This window comes from Pantoea deleyi (genome assembly GCF_022647325.1).
In the GTDB taxonomy this organism is placed as follows: Bacteria; Pseudomonadota; Gammaproteobacteria; order Enterobacterales; family Enterobacteriaceae; genus Pantoea; species Pantoea deleyi.
In genome coordinates this window covers 2741269-2765409 of record NZ_CP071405.1, presented here as the reverse complement: position 1 = coordinate 2765409, position 24141 = coordinate 2741269, and the positions used below count along the sequence as shown (strand labels likewise).

At 59.1% G+C, this 24141-nt stretch carries 19 protein-coding genes; 12 read left to right on the top strand and 7 right to left on the bottom strand.

Going from position 1 to position 24141, the window contains the following annotated elements; genetic code table 11:
* Window positions 1-85: 85 nt before the first annotated feature.
* Window positions 86-664, bottom strand: coding sequence for a DedA family protein (locus J1C59_RS13015; RefSeq protein WP_128085916.1), 579 nt, complete (start codon window positions 662-664; stop codon window positions 86-88).
* Window positions 665-867: 203 nt separating this feature from the next.
* On the opposite strand from J1C59_RS13015, the gene J1C59_RS13010 reads away from it, so the two are divergent.
* From J1C59_RS13010 to J1C59_RS13000, 3 genes are all read left to right on the top strand, one after another.
* A complete protein-coding gene (locus J1C59_RS13010; RefSeq protein WP_128085917.1) occupies window positions 868-1455 on the top strand; it encodes a Yip1 family protein in 588 nt (195 codons plus the stop codon).
* Between the two features lie 178 nt (window positions 1456-1633).
* A complete protein-coding gene (gene pbpG / locus J1C59_RS13005; RefSeq protein ID WP_128085918.1) occupies window positions 1634-2581 on the top strand; it encodes a D-alanyl-D-alanine endopeptidase in 948 nt (315 codons plus the stop codon).
* Between the two features lie 222 nt (window positions 2582-2803).
* Window positions 2804-5242 carry a DUF3772 domain-containing protein gene (locus J1C59_RS13000; RefSeq protein WP_128085919.1) on the top strand — a complete coding sequence of 813 codons (2439 nt, stop codon included), beginning with the start codon at window positions 2804-2806 and terminating at the stop codon, window positions 5240-5242.
* Between the two features lie 235 nt (window positions 5243-5477).
* Here J1C59_RS13000 and dld read toward each other — a convergent pair whose 3' ends face one another.
* Window positions 5478-7181 carry a D-lactate dehydrogenase gene (gene dld / locus J1C59_RS12995; protein ID WP_128085920.1) on the bottom strand — a complete coding sequence of 568 codons (1704 nt, stop codon included), beginning with the start codon at window positions 7179-7181 and terminating at the stop codon, window positions 5478-5480.
* A 155-nt stretch (window positions 7182-7336) separates the two neighbouring features.
* Here dld and bglX point away from each other — a divergent pair, with 155 nt between their 5' ends.
* Complete coding sequence (bglX, locus tag J1C59_RS12990; protein WP_128085921.1) at window positions 7337-9634, top strand: beta-glucosidase BglX; 2298 nt, start codon at window positions 7337-7339, stop codon at window positions 9632-9634.
* Window positions 9635-9730: 96 nt separating this feature from the next.
* On the top strand, window positions 9731-10606 hold the full coding sequence (locus J1C59_RS12985; RefSeq protein ID WP_128085922.1) for an oxygenase MpaB family protein: 876 nt from the start codon (window positions 9731-9733) through the stop codon (window positions 10604-10606).
* A 174-nt stretch (window positions 10607-10780) separates the two neighbouring features.
* Here J1C59_RS12985 and J1C59_RS12980 read toward each other — a convergent pair whose 3' ends face one another.
* From J1C59_RS12980 to J1C59_RS12970, 3 genes are all read right to left on the bottom strand, one after another.
* Window positions 10781-11137 carry a helix-turn-helix domain-containing protein gene (locus J1C59_RS12980; RefSeq protein ID WP_167498267.1) on the bottom strand — a complete coding sequence of 119 codons (357 nt, stop codon included), beginning with the start codon at window positions 11135-11137 and terminating at the stop codon, window positions 10781-10783.
* Window positions 11138-11866: 729 nt separating this feature from the next.
* Window positions 11867-12190, bottom strand: a complete 324-nt coding sequence (locus tag J1C59_RS12975; protein WP_128085924.1) for a hypothetical protein — start codon at window positions 12188-12190, stop codon at window positions 11867-11869.
* 19 nt (window positions 12191-12209) lie between these two features.
* The gene (locus J1C59_RS12970; protein ID WP_140917155.1) at window positions 12210-12719 is read right to left on the bottom strand and encodes a hypothetical protein; all 510 of its coding nucleotides are present in this window, start codon (window positions 12717-12719) and stop codon (window positions 12210-12212) included.
* Between the two features lie 888 nt (window positions 12720-13607).
* Between J1C59_RS12970 and J1C59_RS12965 the strand changes: the two genes are divergently transcribed.
* The 3 genes from J1C59_RS12965 to idi all read left to right on the top strand — a co-directional run bounded on the left by J1C59_RS12965 (window position 13608) and on the right by idi (window position 17493).
* Window positions 13608-14717: a suppressor of fused domain protein gene (locus J1C59_RS12965; protein WP_140917156.1), complete on the top strand. Its 1110-nt coding sequence runs from the start codon at window positions 13608-13610 to the stop codon at window positions 14715-14717.
* A 191-nt stretch (window positions 14718-14908) separates the two neighbouring features.
* Window positions 14909-16804 carry a methyl-accepting chemotaxis protein gene (locus J1C59_RS12960; RefSeq protein WP_128085926.1) on the top strand — a complete coding sequence of 632 codons (1896 nt, stop codon included), beginning with the start codon at window positions 14909-14911 and terminating at the stop codon, window positions 16802-16804.
* A 146-nt stretch (window positions 16805-16950) separates the two neighbouring features.
* Window positions 16951-17493, top strand: a complete 543-nt coding sequence (idi, locus tag J1C59_RS12955) for an isopentenyl-diphosphate Delta-isomerase (RefSeq protein WP_128085927.1) — start codon at window positions 16951-16953, stop codon at window positions 17491-17493.
* Window positions 17494-17651: 158 nt separating this feature from the next.
* Here idi and J1C59_RS12950 read toward each other — a convergent pair whose 3' ends face one another.
* Window positions 17652-19124, bottom strand: a complete 1473-nt coding sequence (locus tag J1C59_RS12950) for an MFS transporter (protein ID WP_128085928.1) — start codon at window positions 19122-19124, stop codon at window positions 17652-17654.
* Between the two features lie 286 nt (window positions 19125-19410).
* Here J1C59_RS12950 and osmF point away from each other — a divergent pair, with 286 nt between their 5' ends.
* From osmF to J1C59_RS12930, 4 genes are read left to right on the top strand one after another with little or no spacing between them, the layout of a single operon-like run.
* The gene (gene osmF, locus J1C59_RS12945) at window positions 19411-20322 is read left to right on the top strand and encodes a glycine betaine ABC transporter substrate-binding protein OsmF (protein WP_128085929.1); all 912 of its coding nucleotides are present in this window, start codon (window positions 19411-19413) and stop codon (window positions 20320-20322) included.
* Window positions 20323-20325: 3 nt separating this feature from the next.
* Window positions 20326-21501, top strand: coding sequence for an ABC transporter permease (locus tag J1C59_RS12940; RefSeq protein ID WP_140917157.1), 1176 nt, complete (start codon window positions 20326-20328; stop codon window positions 21499-21501).
* Window positions 21494-22441, top strand: coding sequence for an ABC transporter ATP-binding protein (locus tag J1C59_RS12935; RefSeq protein ID WP_140917158.1), 948 nt, complete (start codon window positions 21494-21496; stop codon window positions 22439-22441). Before J1C59_RS12940 ends, J1C59_RS12935 begins: the two co-directional genes overlap by 8 nt.
* Complete coding sequence (locus J1C59_RS12930) at window positions 22429-23160, top strand: ABC transporter permease (protein WP_128086669.1); 732 nt, start codon at window positions 22429-22431, stop codon at window positions 23158-23160. Before J1C59_RS12935 ends, J1C59_RS12930 begins: the two co-directional genes overlap by 13 nt.
* Window positions 23161-23335: 175 nt before the next feature.
* Here J1C59_RS12930 and J1C59_RS12920 read toward each other — a convergent pair whose 3' ends face one another.
* Complete coding sequence (locus J1C59_RS12920) at window positions 23336-24070, bottom strand: MerR family transcriptional regulator (RefSeq protein WP_128086668.1); 735 nt, start codon at window positions 24068-24070, stop codon at window positions 23336-23338.
* Window positions 24071-24141: the final 71 nt, after the last annotated feature.

The following is a 24141-nucleotide window of genomic DNA, read 5'->3' as shown; positions in this document are numbered from 1 at the left end:
GCGAGGAGAGAGGGCAGGGCGGACGCCTGAAGCGCCGGGCCCCGCACCGGATGCGGTGAGAGGCGGCGGGTAGGCCGCAGTCGCTTTACTGGTCGGCGCGACGGGTGTGCCAGCGGCGGATCACCCAGCGCAGCACAAAGGCAAACACCACTGCTGCAACCAGCCAGAGCAGATGCTTGAAGTGCTGGTCGAGCTTGTGCAGCCACGGCGCGATAATGCCGCCCGCGAAATAGCCCAGCGTCACGAAGATCAGCGCCCAGATTGCCGCGCCGATGACGTTAAGAATAAAAAACTTCATCGGGTTGAGGCGGCTGGCACCGATGATGACCGGCCCGATCAGCCGGAAGCCATACATAAAGCGCACACCAATCACAAACAGGCTGGGGCGGCGTTTTATCAGGCGGTTAGCCTTTACCACTTTATCCTGATGCTTTTTAAACCGGCGCAGGATCCGGGTGCCCCAGCGACGGCCAATCCAGTAGAGCAGCTGATCGCCGATGATCCCGCCGCCCATCGCCGCCAGCACGACGCCCGTGTAGTGCAGTAATCCCTCGTGTGCGGCAACGCCGCCCAGCAGGGTGAATGTCTCTCCCTCGGCGATACAGCCAATCAAAAGCGCCAGATAACCGTACTGCGTAATTAATGCGTTGATGTCCAGATGCAAAATGACACTCCCTGTTCAGTGGCTGTTTGTTCAATTCTATACGCGATTTCGTTTCACTTCCGCCCGCACCCGCGGCTGCGTTTATTTCTGCTGTTTTTTTGTCCGGTCGCCACGAAAATTTTACTGCCGATTATACTTGAGAAGACGCTGCCCCTAAGACGCAGGCTTCATCGGGCGGCCCACTGCATCAGAGGAGTGACTGTATGAACCATGTCTGGGGACTTATGGCGCATCCGAACCTGGAAATGCGTCATATCAAGCAAGAGAACGAAAGCGTTTCACACCACTACACCCACCATGTCCTGCTGATGGCGGCGATCCCGGTGATCTGCGCCTTTATCGGAACCACGCAGCTGGGCTGGAATCTGGGTGATGGCCAGTATGTGCAACTGAATCTGGCCACCGGGATCGGGCTGGGTATCCTCTTTTATCTGATTATTCTCGGCGGCGTCGCCGTGATGGGGCGGGTGATCCACTGGATGGCGCGCGACTATCCGCAGCGTCCGGGCATTCCGCGCTGCACGGTGTTTGCAGGCTATGTCGCGACACCGCTGTTTCTCAGCGGGCTGGTGGCGCTCTATCCGCTGGTCTGGCTCTGCGTGCTGGTGGGCGCGCTGGCGCTGCTTTACACCGGCTATCTGCTCTATATTGGCATCCCGCTGTTCCTCAATATCGATCGCGAAGAGAGCCTGCGTTTTTCCGGCTCCACGCTGGCTATCGGCGTGCTGGTGTTTGAGGTTCTGCTGGCACTGACCGTGGTGCTGTGGGGCTATGGACCGCATCTGTTCTGACCGGCCGCTGCCGCCTTCGGGCGGCAGTGCGCTTTTTACGCCCGGAAACAATCTCGCCAGGAAATTTCTTAACCTTAAGCGTATGATACCGCAGCCAGCCCGCGCACTGACGTGACGGGAGCGGGCGGCCTGTGTCGGCCTGACACAGTACATAATCATAACCGGGTTTTTTTCTACGATGCCTGCAAAAATTCGTTCCACCCTGCTTTCGCTGGCGCTGCTCGCTTCAGGGCAGATTGTGTCACTTCCGGCGCAGGCGACCACGTCGCTGTCGCAACTTGCGCCTATTGCTCAGCCGCAGATCGCTTCTGGCAGTGCGATGATTGTCGACCTCACCACCAATAAAGTGCTCTTTTCCAGCCACCCGGATCGGGTCAGGCCCATTGCGTCGATCACCAAACTGATGACGGCGATGGTGGTACTGGATGCGCATTTGCCAATGAATGAGATGTTAACCGTTGATATCAGCCAGACGCCGGAAATGCGGGGCATTTTTTCGCGCGTGAAACTCAACAGCCAGATCAGCCGCCGCAACATGCTGCTGCTGGCGCTGATGTCCTCTGAAAACCGCGCCGCCGCCAGCCTGGCGCACGCCTATCCGGGCGGCTACAATGCTTTTATCCGGGCGATGAACGCCAGGGCGCGCGCGCTGGGCATGAATCAGACTCACTATGTTGAACCCACCGGCCTGTCGACGCAGAACGTCTCCAGCGCTCAGGATCTGGTTAAACTGCTCAAGGCAACGCGGGAGTATCCGCTGCTCGGCGCGCTCAGCACCACCAAAGAGGAGACGGCGGTATTCGCCCATCCGAACTATGCGCTGCCGTTCCGCAATACCAACCATCTGGTCTATAAAAATGACTGGCACATTCAGCTGACCAAGACCGGCTACACCGATCAGGCGGGTCACTGCCTGGTCATGCGCACGATGATCAACAATCGTCCCGTGGCGCTGGTGGTGCTGGACGCGTTTGGCAAATATACCCACTTCGCCGACGCCAGCCGTCTGCGCAGCTGGCTGGAAACAGGCAAAGCGGCCCCGGTGCCTGCCGCCGCGCTGGCGTATAAAAAACAGAAGTCGGGCCAGGTGGCCAGCAACGGTGGTGGCACGACCGACGTCGAATAACCCCCGGTCGGCGGCGCCACGCGCGCCGCTGGGCTGGCTGATCAGGCCAGCCGCCGGAGAACCGGACGGGCAGGGCCAGTCACGCGTTTCAGTCCGCTGTCCGCCCGGAATTAGCCTGAAAATTACCCGTTATTCCTATATTGCCAACCCTTGTTAAGCCCTACACTACGCGCGAATGGCGAGGGACGATCGCCTGATTTAAGCTGCCGGAATCTTACTCATATGTTTAAGCTACGATCCTTTTTTGCATTGTTAATGCTGGCGCTGGTGGCGTTCACCCCCGCGCTGACGCTGGCCGCGGATGATACGGCCACTGCCGCTCAGGAACAGGATGCTGCGCCGAAGCTGAATGCCGCCGTAGAACTGCCGAAGATGCAGAAAATCCTCGATAAAATTAAAAGCCAGGTGTCGGGCGATGCCGGTGAAAACAAGCTGACTCAGCTCAATGAAATGGCGCTGGAGCTGTCGGGTAACGCCGATACGCTGGGTCAGGCGCTGGTGCCGGACCGCCAGCAGGTGGACGCACAGTTGCAGGTGCTGGGCCCCGCGCCTAAAGCCGACAGCGGCGTCAAAGAGACGCCGGAAGTCACGCGCAAGCGTAATGCGCTGGAGAGTCAGAAAAGTAAGCTCGACGACCAGATCAAGCAGGCCGAAGGCATCAAAAATGGCGCCCTGACGCTCTCTTCACAGATCGTGAACCTGCGTCGTGACCAGCTGAAAAGCCAGCTGGCGCTGAACTCCGGTACGATCCTGGGCGCGCGCTTCTGGTCACCGCTGCTCAACAGTCAGGATCTCGACGGCGAAAAAATCGGTGAATTCCTGCAGGAGCTGCAGGATACCGCCGCGCTCTCCTGGGAGCCGGGCTGGCGCGTGGGCAGCATAATGTGGCTGCTGGCGGCGCTGCTGGTGATGACGGTGGGTCGCCGCTACGGGGAGGAGTTCCTCGCCTGGGTCAGCATTCACAAACTGCCGGAGGGAAAACTGCGCCGCAGCTTCCTGGCGGCCGCGATAGCCCTGACCACGCTGGCGGCGGTGGTGCTGACCTTTAACTTTATCGCGCTGGCCTTTACGCGCCGCGATGAGGTCTCGGAGAACGTGCAGGACTTTGTTGATCGGCTGGTGCAGCTCAGCGTCTTCTGCGGCCTGATCGCCGGTCTGGGCCGTGCTTTGCTCTCCACCCGTCGCCCCAGCTGGCGGTTGCCGACCATCTCCAACGAGGTGGCGATGGCGTTAAAGCCTTTCCCGCCGATCACGGCTGTGCTGGTCTTTATCTTCCAGACGGTGGAAGCCTTTAACTACAGCGTTGGCACCAGCCTGAACACCACGATCTTTGCCAACGGCCTGACCGCACTGCTGATCGGCACCACCGCGCTGGCGATCAGCGTGCGGATTAATCGCGTGCGGCGTCGTATGACGCTGGCGGGTACGCCGCCGGAGGCGCGCTCCACGCTGGTCGGGCTGATTCAGATGGGCCTGACGCTGACGGCGATGGCCATTGTGGTATCGCTGCTGATCGGCTACGTGACCCTGGCGCGCTTCCTGAGTTATGAGGTGATCTGGTGCGGCCTGCTGTTTGGCTCATTCTACTTCCTCAGCCACCTGCTGAATGATGGCTGTGAGAGCTTCTTCTCGACCAGCAATGCCACCGGGCGTCGCATCCAGAACTCGCTGAACATCAACGAACGTCACCTGCAGCAGGCGGCGACGCTGCTGACGGCCATCGGGAAAACGTTCCTGGTGCTGGTGGTGGCGCTGGCGCTGCTCAACGGCACCTTTGCTTCCTCAACGCCGATCGAACTGCTGCAGAAGGTGATTGAGTTCTGGGGCGGTAAAGGCCTGGAGTCGATGAATATCGTTCCGGCACACATGGTCAATGCGCTGATCTGCCTGATCGTCGGCATCTACGTGCTGCGTTCGGTGCGCCGCTGGCTCGACACCGATTTCCTGCCGAAAACCACGATGGATGTGGGAATGCGGGTGTCGCTGGTAACGCTGTTCAGCAACATCGGCTACGTGCTGATCATCCTGCTGACCCTGTCGATTATGGGGCTGCAGTGGAACAAGCTGGCCTGGATCGTCAGTGCATTATCGGTCGGTATCGGTTTCGGCTTGCAGGAGATCGTGAAGAACTTTATCTCGGGGCTGATCCTGTTAACCGAGCGGCCGGTCAAGGTGGGCGATCTGGTCAGCATCAGCGGTATCGAAGGGGATATTCGTCGGATTAACGTCCGCGCCACGGAGATCCAGCTGGGCGATAAATCCACGGTGATTGTGCCGAACTCGCAGTTTATCTCGCAGAACGTGCGCAACGCGACGATGGGTAACGCGCAGGGCGTGGTGACGATTACGCTGACCTTCCCGCTTAACACCGATCCGGGCAAGGTGCGCGATATTCTGCTGGAGGTCTATAACGAAAACGAACGCATTCTGGAGACGCCTGAACCCTCCGTATCGTTTAAAGATCTGACCCAGCAGGGGATCGTGCTGAGCGTCACCGGGAACGTGGCGGGCCAGCGGCAGATCTCCGGGGCCAAGAGTGACCTGCTGTTCGATATTCTGACGCGGCTGCGCAAAGAGGGCATCCTGCTCTCCACGCCGCAGACGATGATTATTGAGCGCCGTCAGATGCCGAGTGCGGAACCCGAAGAGAAGCTGGTTTAACAAAAACAAGGCCGACGACTGTCGGCCTTGTTATTCAGGGCAAAAGCTTTCTAATCCACAGCCCCGCGCCTTCAGCGCTGCTTTCCACGACGGCTACGCTGCCCATCGCTTCTCACCCAACAGCGTCATACAGCTCCGCTGACCTGCCTCGGACCTCATGCCGCTGCCCGATCGCGCCGCTCTGCAGGCCGGACGCCAGCGTCACGCCGGGCAGGGCACCGCTGTCGGCCGTGCATTATCCCTGTTTCACCGCCCAGCCTTTCTGTTTGCTGGTTTTGCCGATGCCGGGATTGAAGCTGTTGGTCGGATCGAGCTGACGATAGAAGGCTGCCAGCTGCGGTTTTGCCTGATAGAGATGACCGACGTTGTGCTCGGCGGGGTATTCCGCGCCGCGCGCCTGCAGAATCGCCAGCATCTGGGCTTTCAGCGCAGGCACATCGACCCCTTTTTTGACGATGTAATCCTGATGGAAGACGTGACAGAAGAAGTGACCGTAGTAGAGGCGATGGCTGAGGGATGCGCGGATCTCGTCAGGCAGGTTTTCAAACCAGTCAGCGTCGTTCCGGCGCAGGGCGATATCCAGCGCCAGAATATCCTCCACCTCATCGGCATGCACCGCGTGGTAGCGCACGGCCGCGCCCGCCGCCGCGAAGCGATGCAGAAAGGCGTGCGCGCCCTCTTTGCCTTCACACTCAAAGAACTCGCCGCCGCCCTCGCGGAAGTAGTCGCGCAGATAGTTTCGCGCTTCCGCCACCCCCTCACCGGACATCTTCAGCATCAGATGGTGTTCATATCTGTCGCGATACTGCTTCATGCGCTTGGGCAGATGCACCGGGAACGCCCGGCTCAGCCGCTGCAGCAGCCGGTCGGTGAAGTGGGGCCTGATGAAAGAGAATTTACTCAGCCAGGCATCGACCCGCCCCTTCAGCGTGAAAAACAGCGGCATTTTGTCGGTGCCCAGCTTGTCGATCATCAGGAAGGTATCTTTGCCGTAGACCTCCGCGATGTCGTAGATGTCCCGATGCATATACTCACCGGCCACGGGCAGATGGGTAAAATGGGCCAGCATATGACGGCGAAGATCGGTGAGAACGCCGGGGTCATTGGTGCCGATGTAAAAGACCTGCTGCTGCGGCTCGCTGGCAAAGGTATCGAGTCGCACGGCAAAGACCGCCAGCTTTCCGGCGCAGCCGGACGCCTCGAACAGACGCCGCGCATCCGCGTTGTAGCGGGCGGGCGTATCGGCATCCACCTCCCGTACCCGATCGGCGTAGTCGTGATCGGAGGCATGACGGCCATCGTGCTGCACGTCGCCCGGCTGCCAGCGGTCGTCATCCAGCCGCCCCAGAATCTCCTCCGGCGAGCTGCCCAGATCGATACCGAGATGGTTTACCAGCTTCAGTTTTCCACTGGCGTCGATCTGCGCAAACAGCGCCATTTCGCTGTAGGCCGGGCCGCGCTTGATCAGCGAGCCGCCGGAGTTATTACAGATGCCGCCCAGCACCGAGGCGCCGATGCAGGAGGAGCCAATGACCGAGTGCGGTTCGCGTCCCAGCGGCTTCAGCGCTTTTTCCAGCTGATAGAGCGTGCTGCCGGGGAACGCCAGCACCTGCTGGCCGTTGTCGATTAGCTGCAGTTTATCGAGCCGCAGGGTGCTGATAATCACCAGCGGGCGATCGTAGTCGTTGCCGTGCGGCGTGGACCCTTCGGTCAGGCCGGTGTTCGCCGCCTGCATCAGGATGATAACATCGGCTTTCACCAGCGCCTGCAGCACCCGCCAGAGCTCCAGCAGGGTGCCGGGAAACACCACGGCCAGCGCGTCGCCGTCGCCGGAGCGAAAGCCTTTGCGATAGCGGGCGGTCTGTTCAGGTTCAGTCAGCAGATGGGCCGGGCCCACGAGGCGGCGCAGGTCAGAAAGCAGGGCAGAGGTTGGTATCATGAGCAATTCCCTTGTCTTATCAGTGCGCCTTAACTGTAGCACGGCAACTGACCTGAACGCAGTGTGACAGCGGCGGCTACCTGCTATTCTCATCTTGTGGCACACTGCCGCCTGTTTATTCGATATTGCGCAGTTACTTAAGAGAACCCAACCTGATGAAATGGATTTACTCTGTTAGTCTCGCTGTCTCCCTCGCGATGCAACCCGCACTGGCTGAGACGTTGCCAGGCAATCACCCGATGACCGAACAGGCGCGGGATGCCTTCGTCAACCAGCTGCTTAAGAAGATGACGCTGGACGAGAAAATCGGCCAGCTGCGTTTAATCAGCGTCGGACCTGATAATCCGAAAGAAGCGATTCGCGACATGATTCAGAAGAGTCAGGTTGGCGCGATCTTTAATACCGTGACCCGCCAGGATATCCGCGCCATGCAGGATCAGGCGATGCAGCTCAGCCGCCTGAAGATCCCGCTGTTCTTCGCCTTCGATGTTATTCACGGTCAGCGCACCATTTTCCCGATCCCGTTAGCCCTGGCTTCCAGCTGGGATCTGGACGCGGTGAAAGAGGTAGGGCGCGTGTCTGCCTACGAGGCGGCCGACGATGGCCTCAACATGACCTGGGCGCCGATGGTGGATGTCAGCCGTGAACCGCGCTGGGGTCGTGGCTCCGAAGGCTTCGGTGAGGATACCTGGCTCACCAGCGAAATGGGGCGCAGCATGGTGCAGGCGATGCAGGGTAAGAGCGCCGCCGACCGCTACAGCGTGATGACCAGCGTGAAGCACTTTGCCCTCTATGGTGCGGTTGAAGGGGGACGCGACTACAACACCGTGGATATGAGTCCGCAGCGCATGTTCCAGGACTACCTGCCGCCTTACAAAGCCTCGCTGGATGCGGGCAGCGGCGGGGTGATGGTGGCGCTGAACTCCATCAACGGGGTTCCGGCCACCGCGGACAGCTGGCTGCTGAAAGATCTGCTGCGCGATAAGTGGAAGTTCAAGGGCATTACCATCAGCGATCACGGCGCGATCAAAGAGCTGATCAAGCACGGCGTCGCCAGCGATCCGCAGGAAGCAGTGCGTATCGCCCTGAAGTCGGGCGTCGATATGAGCATGAGCGACGAATATTACAGTAAATATCTGCCGGATCTGGTGAAGCGCGGCGACGTCAGCATGGCGGAAATCGATGACGCGGCGCGCCATGTGCTTAACGTCAAATATGACATGGGCCTGTTCAACGATCCTTACAGCCACTTAGGGCCGAAAGAGAGCGACCCGCAGGACACCAACGCGGAAAGCCGCCTGCACCGGGCTGAAGCGCGCGACGTGGCGCGTAAGAGCATCGTGCTGCTGAAAAACCGGCTGGAGACGCTGCCGCTGAAAAAATCGGGCACCATTGCGCTGATCGGCCCACTGGCAGACAGCCAGCGTGACATCATGGGCAGCTGGTCCGCCGCGGGCGTGGCGAAGCAGTCCGTTTCGCTGCTGCAGGGGATGCGCAACGCCACCGAAGGCAAAGCGACGCTGCTCTATGAGAAAGGGGCTAACGTCTCTGACAATAAGGGGATTCAGGACTTCCTGAACCTGTATGAACCGGCGGTGTCGATCGACACCCGTTCACCGCAGCAGATGATCGATGACGCGGTGGCCAAAGCGAAGCAGGCCGACGTTGTCGTGGCTGCCGTGGGCGAAGCGCAGGGTATGGCGCATGAAGCCTCCAGCCGCAGCGATCTGATCATTCCGCCGAATCAGCAGCGGCTGTTAGCCGCGCTGAAAGCCACCGGTAAACCGCTGGTGATTGTGCTGATGAACGGACGTCCGCTGTCGATAGTCAATGAGGATCGGATGGCCGATGCCGTGCTGGAAACCTGGTTCAGCGGCACCGAAGGCGGCAACGCCATCGCGGATGTACTGTTCGGCGACTACAACCCGTCGGGCAAACTGCCGGTCTCCTTCCCGCGTTCGGTGGGTCAGATCCCGATCTACTACAACCATCTGCCAACCGGCCGCCCGTATAACTTTGCGAAACCGAATAAATATACGTCGCACTACTATGATGCGGTCAACGGCCCGCTCTATCCGTTTGGTTACGGCCTGAGCTACACCACTTTCACCGTGTCGCCGGTTAAAATGTCCTCTCCGACAATGGCGCGCGACGGCACTGTCGAGGCCAGCGTGACGGTGACCAACAGCGGTCAGCGCGACGGAGCGACGGTGGTGCAGATGTACCTAAACGATCCGGTCGCCTCGATCAGCCGTCCGGTGCAGGAGCTGCGTGGCTTTAAGCGCATCATGCTGAAAGCGGGTGAATCACAGACCGTGACCTTTAAGATCGATGTCGATGCGCTGAAGTTCTGGAATCAGCAGATGCAGCACGTCGCAGAACCCGGCAAGTTTAACGTAATGATTGGGCTCGATTCCGTTCGCACCGAGAATGCGCAGTTTAACTATCTTTAACCGTCAGCCCTTCTCCTGACGCCGGGAGAAGGTGGTGCGGCGTGTCGTCAGCGTCCTGCTTGCGCGCGCCGCATCATATCCACTATCAGAGCCGCCATCATGAATCTGCGTGACCGCATTCAGCAGCAGGTCTTCCGCCTTAACGGCCTGTCGATGAATGAATTTGACCTTTCTCAGCCGCCTGGCGATCCCGGCCTGTTTGGCCCGGACAGCGTGATCTGGCGCGTCCACGGCGATTTCACCGCCATGATGTGTGGCGGGATCAGCGCGCTGCTGCTGCAGATGCTGCATCCGGCCGCGCTGGCGGGCGTCTGGGATCACTCTAACTTCCGCGAAGATATGATGGGCCGCCTGCGGCGCACCAGTCAGTTTATTGCGGTGACGACCTATGGAAACCAGCAGGATGCGCAGACGCTGATCGAGCGGGTAAAACGCATCCATCTCAAAGTCAGCGGCGTGGACAGCCAGGGCAAACCCTATGCAGCCAGCGATCCCCCTCTGCTGACCTGGGTGCATGTCGCGGAGACCAGCCGTTTTCTGGCGGCCCATCTGCGCTATAAAAATCCGCATCTCACCCACGCTGAGCAGGATCGCTATTATCAGGAAGCGGCGCTGATCGCCGAAGCGCTGGGAGCGGAGCGGGTGCCCAAAAGCGTGGCCGATGTGGCGGACTATCTGCAACAGATGCGGCCTGAGCTGCGTTTTGACGAGCGTACCGCAGAGGTCACGCGGCTACTGATGAATGCCCCAGCGCCGAGCTGGCAGGCGAAACCGGTGATGAAAATCATGCTGAAGTCGGGGTTCGGGCTGATGCCCGCCTGGGCGCAGGCGATGTCCGGACGCGAGATCGGTCGTCTGCAGCAGACGCTCATCGATCAGAAGATTAATGCGATCGCGGTGGGATTGCGCTGGTCGATTCAGCGCGGGGCCTGGTATCGCGCGATGGTGAGGATGGGGCGCAACCCTGCATAGCCGAGCCGGGCATCCGGCGTGTCAGATGACGGCCTCTCTCCGGCGTGCGATACATGGCCGCGTCACCCCGCGCCGTTGCGGATCGGCGCGTGAGCGGCGACATGGCGGGGACGTATCGCCCTGCCAGTGCTGCGCAGGGCGATCAGGCCATAGTGTAATCCCGTCAGGCAGACTTTAGCGGCGTGTTTCCATGGCCGTTTCTTCCCCGTTCTGCCCGGCGCTTAGCCGACAGAGCATTTCGCTGAGCGGCAGGGCGAGCGCATAAAAACCGATCAGGCTCTTACAGCCGGACTTCATCAGAATATTGTAGAGATGCGCATAGACCGTCTTCACATGTATTCGGAGCGTCAGGGCGATTTTCCGGGTGCTCATCCCGGACAGCCGCAGGGTCAGGATTTCACTCTCCCGTGAGGTCAGCGGTTTACAGGCACAGAGTGGCTGAGGCAGCGAATCTGCGGCAAATAATCGGCTGATCTCGCCCGGCGTGCTTTTCCTCTCCAGTTTAAAACAGCCGCCGCAGATTAAATCCATGATGTTTTTCTGTCCCGGACAGGAGATGATAAATCCGGCATCGGGAGGATAGTTACCGGGCCAGGCCAGCGAGGATGATTCAACACGGCCGGACCTGCACCATGAAACAAGGTCGATTAGCACGGTGCCTGTAAAAACCAGGCCCGCGGCATACTGTTCAGTGGTCACCTGCTGACACGCTATCCCTTCCCGTTCTGCGAGTGCAGTAAAACCCGAAGTAAAATAGATGTCATCGCAAATCAGCATGATTTTTTTTTAACGGATTGACGTTCTTCATAGGTTTCTCCTTATCGCGCCGGCATTGACGCTGTTTTCAACGCTAAAACGGAGAATCCCTGAAATCGAGCGGGTTATTATTAAGTTAAATTAAATTTTATCGCAGATAAAATGCGTGAATTCTGTTTATTCGGGTGAGGAAGGATTAATTAACTTAAATTTTATTGAACGGATTTTTTTGCTGAGGAAATTCAACGGCTATCAGCAGGATCAATAAATACACGCTTTTAATCAGTTGATTATTTCTAGGCTGGCATACGTGTCAGCTTATCCGGCCGTACGTCAGAGGCCGCAGATTTCAGGTTTACCCCAGGGAGGATGCGCGACCGGCCGACAAAAAAGATGCCGGAGAATTCAAAAACCTTGAGCTGGAGAGTAGGGCCGACGCGCGCTGAACAGCCGCGGAATCTTTTCAGAAAGTTATCCGGCAGGCCGGGGAATTAGCAGACACACTCAGAGCGCGCCCTGAACTTTTCTTAACGCATAATCTCTGTATATCCTCGAGCGGTATCTCGCGTGACGTATGATCGACAGATAACCGGGATCGCAGGTGATCACAATCAGCTTCCTGAGTTCAGCCTCCATCTTTGTCCAGATATAAAGGCTGAGAGGGGAAGAGATATTTATCGTTTTCCGGAGTTTTTTCAGCAGCAGATCGATCTCTTTCTTTCCGGCACTGACATCAGCACCCTGCTGATGGGCCAGGGCAATCTTTTTAACAGAGAGGATATAATCGCAGGCTAACGCTTTCGCACTGCCGGGATAGAGTTCATTCATTTATTCAGTCTTCCGCCTCTCAGATAAAAAGCGCGTTGATTCTTTTCAATCCCATTTTTTGCAGGGCACTTGAACGGTGGTAATAAAACACCTTTTTTCGCGTTCTTTCCGTCTGTCTGCACAGGCTTTTTTCGCTCAGCGTCAGCGTCAGCGCGCGATATTCGCCCGGTGTAATGGAGGTGACCTCTTTCAGATGAGTGATAGAGGTTGTAAAGCCGGCCGAAGCGCGCTCCTCTGACTGGTTCTCATCCCGGCTTAAAATCGAAACCTTGCCGGGATGGGCATTCAGATAATAGAGCGCCAGCGGCATAAATTTTTCGCAGGTCAGGATAAACACTCTGTAGTAAGGGGTGTTTTCAATCACTCTGTTGATGATGATTTCACTGATGCTGTTTTTATTCAGCAATAAAAAAAGAGACTCCTCTAACCGGTTTTTCCGGACGGGAAGGCTATTCAGGTAAGAGCGGATGCCCTCTTCGAGAAAACTGTTTTCAGGCGGGTAAGCGTGAATTGTCATGTAAGGCTCCATGCCAGCGGGCGAGTGATTAAATTAAACAGGCCTTCCTGTCAGTATCCACCATAGGTTCATCGATTCTGGTTGTAAATAAAAGCGCCATTACTTTTTATTTAATTTTCTTAAATAAAATTTTCCGATAAATTTTTCTTTCTCACCGTCGGGCTGGGCGTCTGTGATGGTTGAAAATAAAACCTGATTGGTTTTTAAATCTCTGATTTTGTTGTTTTTATATTGATGTGGCTCCGCTGGGGGCCGTGGCCTCTGCCATCCCGGTTAACGTTTATCTCTTCGGGGTAGTGCTCTGCTTTTCTTAAAGGCTGCGTGCTTTTTTAACGAAAATAAAATCACGACGATCAATGTCAGAATGAATAATAAAAGCATGGCGGTTCCTTTTTATTTAATGGGTGGGGCCATTATAGAAACCTGCTTTCTGAAGTCTCCTGGTAATTGTCTGTGTTTGGACGCAGGTGATAAAAAACGCACGTCTGAATTTTTGTGAATATTTCCGTTTTTAAAAAGCAGCTCGCGTGATCCCGATAAATAAAGGCGCGAGGTCAGGGATAGCCAGACCCGCCTCTTGATCCTCATTCTTTTTCTGATGATGTCAGCATCCGTTTCCTGCGTCATTCACACCCGCGGCGATCAATAAATGCTGCTCTGCTTTTGATCGTCGTCTGGATAGGGGTTGAGGATGTACTGATGATTTTCAATCACAGAGGGTTGCCGTTTCGTCGCGCAGGGGCAGAACATCGGAGAACGCGACTTTGGCCGGGCCGATCCCCGTGGGTTACCCCTCACCGCCCACACTTTGAGATTTTTACCCTTGTCTCAGATAGCGCCAGTCCGGATCCTGCTCTAATCTCGGGGAAAATGGATTCCTCCAGGCTTTGTCGAGGCACTATGACGTACAAATCCCTGATTGCTGAAGTCCACAATCAGCAGCGCACCCTGACCGCTATCGTTGAGCAGGATGCGCGCACGGCCTATTTTTATATCTGGCCAACCGACCTGTTCCGCAGCCAGTATGCGGTGCGCGGCTGCTGGCTGCGTAATCTGCTGCCGGCTCCGGCGCAGGAGGATCGTGAGGCGATGGAGCAGGGCATTGCGCCGCTGCTCAGCGCCGAGTATTGCCGTAATCTGGAAGCAGAACCCGAGCTGGATCCGGCCGGTCTGCAGGTGCTGTGGGAGCCCAGCGATGATGGCGCGGCGCTGTGGTATTACGGCCAGCTACTGGCGGTAATTCCAGGCTGGAGCCTCTATCAGGAGAAGCAGGTGAGCTTCTCCGCAGGCTGCATTAAAAAGAACCGCCTCACGGCGCCGCTGGGGTCGGCCTCCACTAATGATTACTACGCCCGTGCGGAGCATCAGCGCCAGTTCTGGCGCGAATGGCATGACGGCAGCGAGTGGGACAGGGTTCAGCAGGATCTGATGGCCTGCTATCAGGCCCGCTTTGGCGAGTCGGTGAAGTATTACGCGATCGACCAGGGGAGCTGGCCACCGATGGCGATCTCCCAGCACTGGCATCAGGGCGTCTGGTATTTCCTGACGATCGGTATGAGCATCCGGCCTATGCCGCAGGTGGACTACCTGTTTGATGAGCTGGCCCCGCAGTATCGCCGTATCGAACTGGGCATGGCGGTGGACGGCGAGGTTATGACCGAAAGCAACGCGGTGCAGATGGCGAGTGCGCTGGCGGAGTTTGTGCATCTGCCGTGGGCGCGGCTGACATGGCTTGGCGAGGGCCACACGCTGGCCTCGGAAGTGGCACCTGTGGGTTTCGAAAGCTTCCTGCTGGCGAATGAACTGGCCAGCGAACAGGCGCAGTTTGCCCTGCCCAAGCGCGATGGCGATCGGCCCTCCTTACTCTGGACCACGCCGATTACCGAAGCGGAACGACAGTTTGCCCAGGCCGATGAACATGGCGGCCAGAAGTTACGGGAACGGTTAACCGCAGAGGGCTGTCATCACGTTTTCCGCCCGCGCCATCAGGTGGTTAATCCGGAAGAGTAGGTCCGTTACTGCGCGACATTTCACCGATGTCTGGTGGCCGCCATGTCGGTGATAGTCGCGCAGAGAAACTAAATCTTTACAGAAATCAGACATTTCTTAAATCTGTGATCCCGCGCATCTCAAGTTCCTCATTAACAAGCCGTTAACCCGGATCAGGCAATCGCGCCACATCAGGGTTCAGGGGAACATAGATGTTTAAAACAACACAATCCCGCTTCACCGCAACAATGATCGCATTCTTTGTTGCACTTTTACTCGTTACAGTTTGGGTCATCAACCAGTTCGTCGCGCCGCAGCTGGTCGACAGCGAAAGCCGTCTGGTTCGCTATCAGGTTGATTCCCTCGCGTCCGGCATTGTTGAACAGATGAACCGCGTGCAGGCGCAGCAGCGGGCGATCACCGAAGCCGCATCGGTCATGGACAGTGCCACTATCGATACCCTCTTACCGACGCTGGTAAACCAGTATCAGGACAGCAATGTGTTTGGTGGCGGTATCTGGCCACTGCCGAACCGTCGCGATCCGGCCAAAGAGAAAGACAGCAGCTTCTTTGCCCGTAATGCCAGCAATGAACTGCAGGTCAATACCTACTGGAACTCCGACGCCGCCGACAAATACTGGGAACAGCCCTGGTATAAAGATGGTCTGGCCGCGGCCAAAGGGCAGTGCGCCTGGGCAAAAGCCTATCAGGATGCCGCCAGCCCGCAGCCCCGCACCAACTGCGCCATGGCCATCTACCGCAACGGGACGGCCTGGGGGGTTGCGACCATCGACGTGACGCTGGGCTTCTTCAACCAGCTGGCGAAACAGATGGGCGAAACGATTCATGGCAACGTGCTGATCGTGGAAGCCGATGGCAAGGTGGTAGGGAACGGCGCGCTGGTGAATGCCGCACCGAAGCTGGAGAATCTGGCCGACGTGCAGATGCCGATGGCGGCGCCGCTGAAAACCCTGCTGAATGGCGTTGGCAGCCAGCCGCTGGAAACCACCTTCGACAGCAGCGAAGGCGAGCAGACGCTGTTTGTACAGGCTATTCCTGGCAGCCCGTGGTATCTCGCCAGTAGCCTGCCGACCAGCCTGCTGAAAGCGCAGTCGCACAACATGCTGACCCGCCTGGGTCTGGTGCAGATCCCGCTGGCCGTGATCCTGCTGCTGGTGTCGCTGGGCTTTGTCCGTGCAATGATGAAACGTCTGGGCGTGCTGAACCGCAACATTGAAGCGCTGTCGACCGGCGGGGCCGATCTGACCCAGCGTCTGCCCGCCAGTAACAGTCCGGAATTCAACGCTGTAGCGCAGAGCTTTAACCAGTTCATCAGCTATCTGCAGGGGCTGATTCAGCAGGTGGGTGACAGCGCGCTGGCGATCACCGCCGCCTCGCGTGAGATTGCCAGCGGCAACGCTAATCTCTCCTCCCGGACGGAAGATCAGGCCAGTTCGATTGTGGAAACGGCCGCCTCAATGGAGCAGCTCACCGGCACCGTGCGTCAGAACGCCGACAACGCCACGCATGCGAACCAGCTGGCAGGCGATGCCTCGCAGGTGGCGGCGCGCGGCACCGAGGTGGTGCGTCAGGTCGTCAGTACGATGGGCGAAATCCATCACTCGTCACGCAAAGTGGTCGATATCATCAGCGTTATCGACAGCATCGCGTTCCAGACCAATATCCTGGCGCTGAACGCCGCGGTCGAAGCCGCCCGGGCTGGCGAACAGGGACGCGGTTTTGCCGTCGTGGCATCGGAAGTGCGCAACCTGGCGCAGCGCTCAGCCAATTCGGCGCGGGAGATTAAGAAGTTAATTGAGGAGTCTGTGGCCAACATCGACACCGGCAGCGCGCTGGTTGAGCAGGCGGGGCAGACCATGGATGAGCTGATGCAGGGCGTAAGCAGCGTCACGACCCTGATGAGCGAAATCATGTCCGCCAGCCGCGAGCAGAGCATGGGCATCGAACAGGTTAACGTGGCGATCACGCAGCTTGACGGCACCACTCAGCAGAACGCCGTACTGGTGGAGCAGGTTTCCGCCGCCGCGCAGGCGATGGAAGTACAGAGCACCCAGCTGGAGCGGGTCGTTCAGAGCTTCCGGTTGTAATCTCTTTTCAGGCCAGCCTCGCTGGCCTGATTTCCTCTCTGCTTCATCCGCTTACCTTCGCCCGATCCAGGCAAAAATTCCTTCGCAGCGCGCCCAAACGTTTAATCTTGTGCCAGAATAGATGGGAATAATCTCAAGGAAACGCCATGTCTGCTATTGAAGTTATCCTCGTTGACCACCTCGATCGTCCCACCGGCAAAATGGAAAAGCTGGAAGTGCATGAAAAAGGATTACTGCACCGTGCGGTGACGGTCTACGTCTTCAATTCCCGGCAGGAGCTCTTACTGCAGCGGCGCGCCAGCGATAAATATCACTGTGGTGGCCTGTGGAGTAATACCTGCTGTGGCCATCCCTATCCGCATGAATCAACCCGTGACGCTGCCGAGCGCCGACTGCGGGAAGAGATGGGGATGGCGCTGACGCTGACGCCGGTATTTGAACTGAGCTACAACCTGAAGCTGAGCAATGGCCTGACCGAGCACGAATATGGTCACGTCTTTTTTGCCATCTGCGACAGCCTGCCAGAGCTGAATCCGCAGGAAGCGGATGCCTATGAGTATCGCCCGATGGCGCTGATAGAGCAGCAGATGCAGCAGCAGCCGCAGCAGTTCACGCCGTGGTTTATCCATACGTTTCCGCGCATCCCGGACTATCTGGCGCAGTTTCCTTTTCCGGCCCTGACGGCATAAAAAAAACCGCACTGCGGTGCGGTTTCTCTGTCTGCGTGCATCGGGATCCTGCTTTCTCCGCCACGCTGCCATCCCTGGCCTGTGACGCTTTACAACGGACCAGGGTGCCCGTCACGTTAGATCCGCTTAGTGTCATGACTGCCTATCAGCCCTGACCATCACAACGGCCTGAAATCTTCCGCATCCACATCGTAGCCCGAGGGTTCCCAGCGGATGGCCAGCAGGGCCAGCAGACCGGCCAGCGGTGCCAGGAAGATCATCCAGAAGACACCGGTGCCGAGCGCCGCGACCAGCACGGGGAACAGAAACAGTGAAACGGTCGAACTGCCGCGCATCAGCGTCTGATTAAAGCCCACCCCCACGCCGCGCAGCGAGGTCGGGTAGCTCAGTGAAGCAAAGGTCATGGTGTGCGATCCTGGTCCGAATCCCTGACCAAACAGGAACAGCGCCAGCATCGCGATAGCCAGCGCCGCCTCCTGTCCCCCTTCCGGGCGGCCAATCAGCGCCAGCCCGAGCAGCGCCACACACTGACAGCCGTAACCCGCCACCGACATTTTCCACGCCCCCAGACGCGGCACCAGACGCACGGCCAGAATGCCGCCGACAAAGGCAAACAGCAGGTTCAGCGCCAGCGAGACCAGAATCGTGGTCAGCATCGACTGCGCAAGGAAGCTGGAGATAATCACCGGCAGGCCAAAGGCGACGGCGTTATAGGCAAACGAGGAGGCGACGGCGGTGATGGTCGCCAGCAGCGTCCGGCGGCGATAAACCCCCTTCAGAAGCGCGCCATAGTTGCGCCAGCCCGCCTTACGCACCGGCGTGGCGGGCGTCAGTCCGGCATCAGAGGCCACCTGCGCGTTGATGTTCCAGGCACTGCGCAGAATCGCTGCGGCGCCGTTCAGGTCGCCCTGATTCGCGGCCCAGACCGGGGATTCGCTCATGTAACGGCTGCGGATGGCGATGATGATAATCGCCGGTACGGCACCAAACCCCAGGATCAGCCGCCAGAGCCAGTCAGTGTGGCTTTCCGGCAGCACGGCATAGAGCAGCAGCACCAGCAGGTAGGAGATGCTGATCGCCGCATACCAGGTCGGACACCACATCGCCACGCTGGCCGCTTTATTCCCCTTGCCGCGCAGGCGTGAAAACTCCGCCAGAAAAGCCATCGCCACCGGCAGATCGATGCCGACACCCAGCCCCATGACAAAACGCGCCCCCGCCAGCACATACTCATTGGGCGCGAACGCACAGGCGAGAGCCGCCACCACAAAAAAGAACATATCGGCCATAAACACCCGATAGCGGCCGATCTTATCTGTGAGATAGCCGCCGATCAGCGCGCCGATAATGGCACCGAAGGTAATGGCCGAGGCGACCATGCCGGTGCCGGAGGGGGTGAGATTAAATTCGCGCGTAATGTCTTTCATGCCAAAGGCCAGCGCGCCCAGATCGTAGGCATCGAGAAAGACGCCCCCTAGCGCAATCGCAATCACGATGCGGGCGTTATTACGGGCGCTGTCGCCGCTGTTCACTAAACGGGAGACATCTGCTGCATTGCGGATCCACTGCGTTTCACCCGCAGGCGCACGGCCTGCTGTTGCCACATGGGCGGAAGAGGTCAGGTCGGACATGATGTTCTGCATCTTTGATTATTTATACCAGGTCTGGAAGGATAGCCGTTCAGACGTCCGGCCGTAAATTCATTTCCGCTATATGAAATAAGATTCTCATCTCAGATTGCTATTCTGCGGGGAGAAAGTCAGCGGCAGCCGCGCCGGGACAGGCTACGCTTTTAAGGCAGTGCCTCTCCGCTGCCCGGTCTGTCAGCCTGCTGCTGCGCGGCAGACCAGCAGCCTGTACGCATCACGCCCGGCGAGGCGCAAAAACAACACGCGAACACGCGATAAGGAAAAGGTCATGATCAAAACTCGGGGCTGGATCGGCGTCAGCGCTTTGCTGCTCAGTATGGGAATGGCACAGGCGGCAGATCCTGTGCGGGTCGGCTCAAAAATTGATACCGAAGGGTCGCTGCTGGGCAATGTGATCCTGCAGGTGCTGGAAAAGCATGGGGTCAAAACCGTCAATAAAATCCAGCTGGGGACGACGCAGGTGGTGCGCGGCGCCATCACGGCGGGCGAACTCGATATCTATCCGGAATACACCGGCAACGGCGCCTTTTTCTTCAATGACGAGAAAGACAGCGCCTGGAAGAGTGCCTCCGCGGGCTACGAGAAGGTGAAGACGCTCGATGCAGAGAAGAACCACCTGGTGTGGCTGACCCCGGCACCGGCTAATAACACCTGGACCATCGCCGTGCGCAAAGAGCTGGCGGAAAAAAATCAGCTCACCTCGCTGGCCGATCTCAGCGCCTGGCTGAAAAAAGGGGGCACCTTCAAGCTGGCGGCGTCGGCAGAATTTATTGAACGCAGCGATGCTTTACCCGCCTTTGAAAAAGCGTACGGCTTTAACCTGAAGCAGGATCAGCTGCTGTCGCTGGCGGGCGGTGACACCGCGGTCACCATCAGCGCGGCGGCGCAGCAGACATCCGGCGTCAATGCGGCGATGGCTTACGGGACGGATGGCCCGGTGGCGGCGCTGGGCCTGCAGACGCTCAGCGATCCCAAAGGCGTTCAGCCGATCTATGCACCGACGCCGGTTATCCGTGAATCGGTCCTGAAAGCCTACCCCGGCATTGAGGCGTGGCTGAAGCCGGTGTTCAGTGCGCTGGATGAGAAGACGCTGCAACAGCTCAACGCGAAAATCGCGGTCGACGGCCAGGATGCCAGCAGCGTCGCGACCGAGTGGCTGCAGCAGCAGAAGCTCCTGTAACCGATGCTGATATCGCGGGAAGCGATACGCCGTCCGGTACCGCAGCCGGTGGCCTGGCTACTGCTGAGCCTGCTGAGTCTGGCACTGATGGCGCTGCCGTTTCTGAACGTTGCCCCGAACCGGCTGGTGGCGGGCGAACCGCTGAGGCTCTGGCAGATCAGCCGCTTCGGGCTGCTGCTGTTACCGCTGGCGGCGCTCTGGCTGCTGCTGTGGCGTCGGCCTGGCCGCAGCACGCTGATGCTGTCGCTGCTGGCGGCGGAGCTGATGCTGGCGCTCATCATCTGGCTGGGCGGTCATCAGGCCACGCTGCTCAGCCAGCAGGGCAGCCGTCTGGCGCGCACCAGCTTCGCCAGCGGCCTGTGGTGCAGTGCCGCCCTTATAGTTCTGCTGATCACCGACCTGGTGCGGCAACTGACCCGTCACCGGCTGGTTCAGCTGCTGCTCAATCTGCAGGTCTGGCTGCTGCCGCTGCTGCTGCTGTTCAGCGGTCAGCTGGCCGATCTCTCCCTGCTGAAAGAGTATGCCAACCGTCAGGCCGTGTTTGATGCGGCACTCAGTCGCCATCTCATTCTGCTGGCCGGCACGGTGCTGCCTGCGCTGCTGATCGCGCTGCCGCTGGGCGTGGCGCTGTTCCGGCGTCCGGGCTGGCAGGGCAGCGTGTTCGGCGTCCTGAATGTGATTCAGACGGTGCCCTCCGTCGCGCTGTTTGGCCTGCTGATTGCGCCACTGGCCGGACTGGCTCAGCACTTTCCCTGGCTGGGCGCGTGGGGGATCAGCGGCATCGGCATGGCTCCGGCGCTGATCGCGCTGGTACTCTACGCGCTGTTGCCGCTGGTGCGCAGCGTGGTGGTCGGCCTGCAGCAGGTGCCGCAACAGGTGCGCGAGAGCGCGCGTGGCATGGGGATGAGCGGCTGGCAGCAGTTCCGTGCGGTCGATGTGCCGCTGGCGCTGCCGGTCTGGCTGGCGGGGCTGCGGGTAGTGGTAGTGCAGACGCTGGGGATGGCCGTGGTGGCGGCGCTGATTGGCGCAGGCGGCTTCGGTGCGATTATTTTTCAGGGGCTGCTAAGCAGTGCACTGGATCTGGTGCTGCTGGGTGTGGTCCCGGTGATTGCGCTGGCGGTGACAGTCGATGCGCTGTTCCGCCTGCTGATCTCACTGCTGGAGAGAAAAGATGATTGAATTCAGGGGCGTATCACGCGCGTTTAACGGCAAAGCGGCGGTGAAAGATCTGACATTGCAGGTGGCCGCCGGTGAGTTCTGCGTACTGCTCGGCACCTCCGGCTCCGGCAAATCGACCACCCTGAAGATGATTAACCGGCTGGTGGAGTTTGACAGCGGAGATATCCGCTTTGCCGGTGAGTCGATTCGCCAGCTGGATGCCCGCGCGCTGCGTCGCCGCATGGGCTACGCCATCCAGTCGACCGGCCTGTTTCCGCACTGGACGGTGCGGAAGAATATCGCCACGGTGCCGGTTCTGCTGGGCTGGCCGGCTGCCCGCGTCGATGAGCGCATCGCGGCGCTGCTGGCGCTGCTGAACCTGGACGCACAACTGCTCGACCGCTATCCGCATCAGCTCTCCGGCGGCCAGCAGCAGCGGGTCGGGGTCGCGCGCGCGCTGGCGGCGGACCCGGAAGTCCTGCTGATGGATGAGCCGTTCGGGGCGCTCGACCCGGTCACGCGCGGCATGCTGCAACAGGAGATGCTGCGCATTCACCGGCTTTCGGGCCGCACGATTGTGCTGGTGACTCATGATATCGACGAAGCGCTGACGCTGGCTGATCGCCTGGTGCTGATGGATAACGGCGAGATCGTTCAGCAGGGCAGGCCGGTGGAGCTGCTGACGCAGCCCGTAAATGCGTTTGTGCGTGACTTCTTTGGCCGCAGCGAAATCGGGGTGCGGCTGCTGTCGCTGGAGCAGGTCAGCCAGGCCGTGCGTCACGGGGAGTGGCTGGCGGGCGAACCGATTGCGGCCGGGCTGACGCTGCGGGAGGCCCTTTCACAGTTTATCGCCCGGCGAACCGACCAGCTGCCGGTGGTCGACGCGCAGCAGCAACCGCTGGGCGTCCTCCACTTCAGCGATCTGCTGCAACGGCACGGGGCAGCCCCATGCGCAGGTTAAGGGATCCGCTGCTGTGGCTGGTGCTGCTCTATGTCGCGCTGCTGAGCCTGATGCCCTGGAGCGGGCCGCTGTTTCACCGCTGGTTTCCCGATCTGGCGCGGCCGCTCTATCAGCAGGAGAGCTTCTGGCAGCTCACCCTGGCGCATCTGTTTCTGGTGATCGCCGCCAGCCTGCTGGCGATCGTGACTGGCGTCGGCAGCGGCGTACTGGTGACGCGACGGGCAGGGCGCGCCTTCCGGCCGCTGACAGAGACGATTGTGGCCGCCGGACAGACGATTCCGCCGGTGGCGGTGCTGGCGATTGCGGTACCGGTGATGGGCTTTGGCGCGTGGCCTGCGGTGGTGGCACTGCTGCTCTATGGCCTGCTGCCGATTTTACAGGGCACGCTGGCGGGCATCGACAGTGTGCCGGAGAGCAGCCGGGAGATCGCCACCGGGGTCGGGATGAGTGCCTGGCAGCGGCTGTGGCAGGTGGAGCTGGCGCTGGCTGCGCCGGTGATCATCGCCGGAATACGCACGTCGGTGATCATTAACATCGGAACCGCGGCCATCGCCTCGACGGTGGGGGCCAAAAGTCTCGGCTCACCGGTGATTATCGGGTTAAGCGGGTTTAACACGGCCTACGTGATTCAGGGGGCGCTGCTGGTGGCGCTGCTGGCTATCGTCAGCGATCGTCTGTTTGAACGCCTGCAACGCTGGCTTAGCGTGAATGAACGATAAGGGAGTATCCCACCAGCATCAGACCGCTGGTGCCGCCGACGGCCATGATAAAAAACAGCGTGGCGAAAAAGGCTTTTTTGACATTCATGGAGAAAACCTGAGCTTGTGAACAGTGAGGCGGGGATAATAGCGCGCGCAAGGCAGCAGGCAAAGCGCCCGGCGTGCGTTTTTGTTATCAGGCGGGTTCGTGCAGGCGGACGGCATAGCCCTGTTCCTGCCAGTGTGTCAGCTGTTCCTGCTGGCGGCGGGTCAGTTTTTTACCGGTAAAGACAAACATGTTCATGCCGGGAAAGAGTTCGGGGCGCGGCACATCCAGCGGTTCAGCAAGCACATCGATCCGCCAGCCGTGCTGAGAGAGACGCCATCCTTCCAGCCAGATACGGGTGCGATCATCGATACCCCAGCCGATAATCAGCGCGTCTTTGCCAGACTTTTTGCGGCTGCCGGTCAGGCAGAAGGCCACATAGTCAATCAGCAACCCATCCAGCAGGCTGCACATGGTGCGGGCGGTGTTCTGGTCCAGACTCAGCTTCTGGCGCACCGGCATAAAAACGTGGTCGATCAGCGCATCAATCGGATGTTCGCGGCCAATGGCGGCAATTTTGTTGCGAAGTTTAGCGGGCCTGACGTGACGCAGGACGCTGATCAGCTCATCCTGTAGTGTCGTCCAGCCATCATGCGCATCCACATCGCCGCCTTCCAGCAGTGCCTTGACCTTTCCGACCGGCACGCCGCTTTCTATCCAGCGCATGATCTCTTCAATGCGCTGAACATCTTCTTCATCAAACTGACGATGTCCGCCTTCGGTGCGTTGCGGCTTCAGTAAGCCATAACGACGCTGCCAGGCGCGTAAGGTGACTGGGTTTATGCCACAGCGCTCGGCGACGTCACCGATACTGTATAAGGTCATAAAATCCTCTTTCGATTGGTCTGAGTGCGATTACCATAACGAAGCAATTTAAGTTGTACAATACATTTCGC

Bases quoted from the DNA above. Each gene is read 5' to 3' on its own strand.
- J1C59_RS12935 (WP_140917158.1), top strand. From the start codon at position 21,494: ATGATTGAATTCAGGGGCGTATCACGCGCGTTTAACGGCAAAGCGGCG.
- J1C59_RS12950 (WP_128085928.1), bottom strand. From the start codon at position 19,124: ATGTCCGACCTGACCTCTTCCGCCCATGTGGCAACAGCAGGCCGTGCG.
- pbpG (WP_128085918.1), top strand. From the start codon at position 1,634: ATGCCTGCAAAAATTCGTTCCACCCTGCTTTCGCTGGCGCTGCTCGCT.
- J1C59_RS13000 (WP_128085919.1), top strand. From the start codon at position 2,804: ATGTTTAAGCTACGATCCTTTTTTGCATTGTTAATGCTGGCGCTGGTG.
- osmF (WP_128085929.1), top strand. From the start codon at position 19,411: ATGATCAAAACTCGGGGCTGGATCGGCGTCAGCGCTTTGCTGCTCAGT.
- J1C59_RS12960 (WP_128085926.1), top strand. From the start codon at position 14,909: ATGTTTAAAACAACACAATCCCGCTTCACCGCAACAATGATCGCATTC.
- J1C59_RS12965 (WP_140917156.1), top strand. From the start codon at position 13,608: ATGACGTACAAATCCCTGATTGCTGAAGTCCACAATCAGCAGCGCACC.
- J1C59_RS12940 (WP_140917157.1), top strand. From the start codon at position 20,326: ATGCTGATATCGCGGGAAGCGATACGCCGTCCGGTACCGCAGCCGGTG.
- J1C59_RS13010 (WP_128085917.1), top strand. From the start codon at position 868: ATGAACCATGTCTGGGGACTTATGGCGCATCCGAACCTGGAAATGCGT.
- dld (WP_128085920.1), bottom strand. From the start codon at position 7,181: ATGATACCAACCTCTGCCCTGCTTTCTGACCTGCGCCGCCTCGTGGGC.
- J1C59_RS12970 (WP_140917155.1), bottom strand. From the start codon at position 12,719: ATGGAGCCTTACATGACAATTCACGCTTACCCGCCTGAAAACAGTTTT.
- idi (WP_128085927.1), top strand. From the start codon at position 16,951: ATGTCTGCTATTGAAGTTATCCTCGTTGACCACCTCGATCGTCCCACC.
- J1C59_RS12980 (WP_167498267.1), bottom strand. From the start codon at position 11,137: ATGGATTTAATCTGCGGCGGCTGTTTTAAACTGGAGAGGAAAAGCACG.
- bglX (WP_128085921.1), top strand. From the start codon at position 7,337: ATGAAATGGATTTACTCTGTTAGTCTCGCTGTCTCCCTCGCGATGCAA.
- J1C59_RS12975 (WP_128085924.1), bottom strand. From the start codon at position 12,190: ATGAATGAACTCTATCCCGGCAGTGCGAAAGCGTTAGCCTGCGATTAT.
- J1C59_RS12930 (WP_128086669.1), top strand. From the start codon at position 22,429: ATGCGCAGGTTAAGGGATCCGCTGCTGTGGCTGGTGCTGCTCTATGTC.
- J1C59_RS12920 (WP_128086668.1), bottom strand. From the start codon at position 24,070: ATGACCTTATACAGTATCGGTGACGTCGCCGAGCGCTGTGGCATAAAC.